The sequence below is a fragment of the Micrococcus sp. ACRRV genome, assembly GCF_022346985.1.
Classification (GTDB): Bacteria; Actinomycetota; Actinomycetes; order Actinomycetales; family Micrococcaceae; genus Micrococcus; species Micrococcus porci.
Genome location: NZ_JAKRNH010000171.1, coordinates 1 through 2,673 on the forward strand (window position 1 = coordinate 1; position 2,673 = coordinate 2,673).

Below are 2,673 nucleotides of genomic sequence, written 5' to 3' on the forward strand. Positions count from 1 at the left end.
GTGGGCCCCCGCGCGGGCGGGGGAGAGGAACGGCCCCTCCAGGTGCACCCCGGCCAGCAGGCCCTCCGCCCACAGGGGACGCAGGCGGTCCAGGGCCGCGGCGAGGGCGTCCTCCGCGAGCGTCGGCAGGGACCCGACCACCGCCCCGACGCCCGCCTGCCGCTGCGCCGCGAGCCAGGACCGCACGTCCGCCGCGGGGGAAGTGGCGAGGTCCACGCCTGCGCCGCCGTGCACGTGGTGGGAGGTCAGCGCCGGACTGAGCCGCAGGGCGGGCGCGTCCACCGCGGTCTCCCAGAGCTCCTGCGGGACCCGCTCGGCGAGCCCGGCCCAGACGAGGAGCGCTCCGTCCGGCCCGGCGGACCACACGGCGCTCACCCTCACCGGGGTGGCGCCCGGATCCGCCCCCACCCAGGGGGCGGTCGTGCGGAGCAGGGCCGACGCCGTCATGGCCGGGCGGCTCAGAACAGGCGGGCGTCGGCGTCGTCCACGCCGCGCATCGCGTCGTAGTCGAGGGTGACGCAGCGGATCCCGCGGTCCTCGGCGAGGGTGCGGGCCTGCGGCTTGATCTGCTGGGCCGCGAAGACGCCGGTCACGGGGGCGAGCAGGGGGTCGCGGTTCATGAGATCGAGGTAACGCGTGAGCTGCTCGACGCCGTCGATGTCACCGCGGCGCTTGAGCTCCACCGCCACGGTCTGCCCGCCGGGGCCCTTGGCGAGGATGTCCACGGGGCCGATCGCGGTCATGTACTCGCGGCGCACGAGCGTGTGCCCGTCGCCGAGGAGACCGATCTGCTCCGCGAGGAGACGCTGCAGGTCCGCCTCCACGCCGTCCTTGACCAGGCCCGGGTCCACGCCCAGCTCGTGGGTCTCGTCCGCCAGGACCTCCTCGAGCAGGACCAGGAGCCGGTCGTCGGACTTCTTGGCCTGCACCCGCCACACCTGGGTCACGCCGGCCGCGGCCTGCTCCTCGGTGGGCTCCTCCACGTGCAGCGTGGCCGGCGGGGACATCCAGTTCAGCGGCTTGTAGGAGCCGCCGTCGGAGTGGACCAGCACGGAGCCGTCCGCCTTGACCATGAGCAGGCGCGTGGCGGAGGGCAGGTGGGCGTTGAGTCGCCCCTCGTAGGTGACGGAGCAGCGGGCAATGACGAGACGCACCGGCCCAGTCTAGGGGCCGGGGGTGTGCCAGCATGGTGACCATGCCGCGCTCCAACCGCCCCCGCCGCTCCGCCGCCCCCCGCCGGGGCGAGCGCGCCGCGGGCGGCGCCTCCCGGCGCTCCCGCCCCGGGCCCGGCCGGGCCGATCCGCTCGAGGAGCTGCTGGGCATGGACCCCGGCTACTCGCACCAGTCCGGGTCCGACGGCGGCTGGCACGTCCGTGACATCCCCTCCTGGCGGGCGGTGAAGGACTACACGTGCCCCGGCTGCGGGCGGACCATCCGGCAGGGGCAGGCGCACCTGGTGGCCTGGCGCTCGGACTGGATCATGGGCGACGAGGACGCCGGCGCGGACCGCCGCCACTGGCACCCCACCTGCTGGCGCACGCGCGCCTCCCGCTGAGGGCCCCGCCGGCGGACCGATCGCCGTCGGCCGTCCGGGGACTCAGCGGGCGTCCTGCCGGGGGATCAGCACCTCGCGGACGATCAGCAGGACGGCGGCCGCCGTCGGGATGGCCATGAGGGCGCCGAGCACGCCGAGCAGGGTGCCGCCGGCGATCACCGCGATGACGCCCACCGCCGCCGGCACGGCGACGGCGCGGGCCATGACGCGCGGGGAGACCACGTAGGCCTCGATCTGCAGGTAGACGAAGTAGATCGCCGCGAACAGCGCCGCCGCCTGCCAGGACTCGAGCAGGCAGACCGCGGTGAGGATCGTCCCGCCGATGAGCGCGCCGACCAGCGGGATGAACGCCATCACGGCGGCCACGAAGGCCAGGAGCACGGGGAACGGGCCGCCGGCCACGGACAGCGCGATGAACGCGACCGTGCCGTTGAGCACCGCCACCACCGTCTGGCCCATGACGTAGTGGCCCACGGACAAGGTGATCTCCTCGCCGAGGGCCTCCACGCGCAGGCGCTTCGACCGGGGTGCCAGGCGGTAGCCCCAGTACTTCAGGTGCGGCAGGGACGCCAGGAAGTAGAGCGCGAGGACCACGACGACGATCGTGGAGAACACCGCGTTCATCACGGTCTGGCCGATGCCGACGAGGCCGCCGAAGAGCTGGGTGACGGCCGCGCCGTCCTTGGTCAGCCCGTCCAGCCAGGACTGCACGGCGTGCTGGATCTGCAGCTGACGGTCGACCTCCCGGAACCAGGGGGTGGCCATGATCTGGGTGATCGTGTCGGGCAGGCCGGTGATCAGCTGGGTGGACTGCTGCACGACCGCCGGGACGAGCATCCCGACGACGGCGCCCGCCACCGCCGCCAGCCCGAGGGCGGCGAGCAGGACGCCGACCCAGCGGGGGGCGCCCCACCGTTCCACGAGCCGGACCACGGGGTCCAGGCCGAGCGCGATGAACAGGGCGGCGGCGATCCACACGAGCAGCTGCGTGTTCTCCAGCACCACCCACACGAGCACGGCGGCGAGGCAGACGCCCATGGTCAGCAGGAAGCCGGCGGCCACGGGGGCGCGGAGCGCGAACTCGGGCACTTCGGGCTCCGCGGGGGCCGCGTCGGGGG

The 2,673-nt window shown here is 74.7% G+C and carries 3 protein-coding genes and 1 pseudogene; 1 reads left to right on the forward strand and 3 read right to left on the reverse strand.

Features of this window, described 5'->3' with window-relative positions:
• A pseudogene (locus MHY29_RS11765) lies at nucleotides 1-447 on the reverse strand (hypothetical protein); the annotation flags it as partial.
• An 11-nt stretch (nucleotides 448-458) separates the two neighbouring features.
• Nucleotides 459-1,154 carry an endonuclease NucS gene (gene nucS, locus MHY29_RS11770; protein WP_224355226.1) on the reverse strand — a complete coding sequence of 232 codons (696 nt, stop codon included), beginning with the start codon at nucleotides 1,152-1,154 and terminating at the stop codon, nucleotides 459-461.
• A gap of 41 nt (nucleotides 1,155-1,195) precedes the next feature.
• On the opposite strand from nucS, the gene MHY29_RS11775 reads away from it, so the two are divergent.
• Nucleotides 1,196-1,555, forward strand: coding sequence for a hypothetical protein (locus tag MHY29_RS11775; RefSeq protein ID WP_239241450.1), 360 nt, complete (start codon nucleotides 1,196-1,198; stop codon nucleotides 1,553-1,555).
• A gap of 42 nt (nucleotides 1,556-1,597) precedes the next feature.
• Here MHY29_RS11775 and MHY29_RS11780 read toward each other — a convergent pair.
• A partial coding sequence (locus tag MHY29_RS11780; RefSeq protein ID WP_239241452.1) for an AI-2E family transporter occupies nucleotides 1,598-2,673 on the reverse strand: 1,076 nt, incomplete at its 5' end.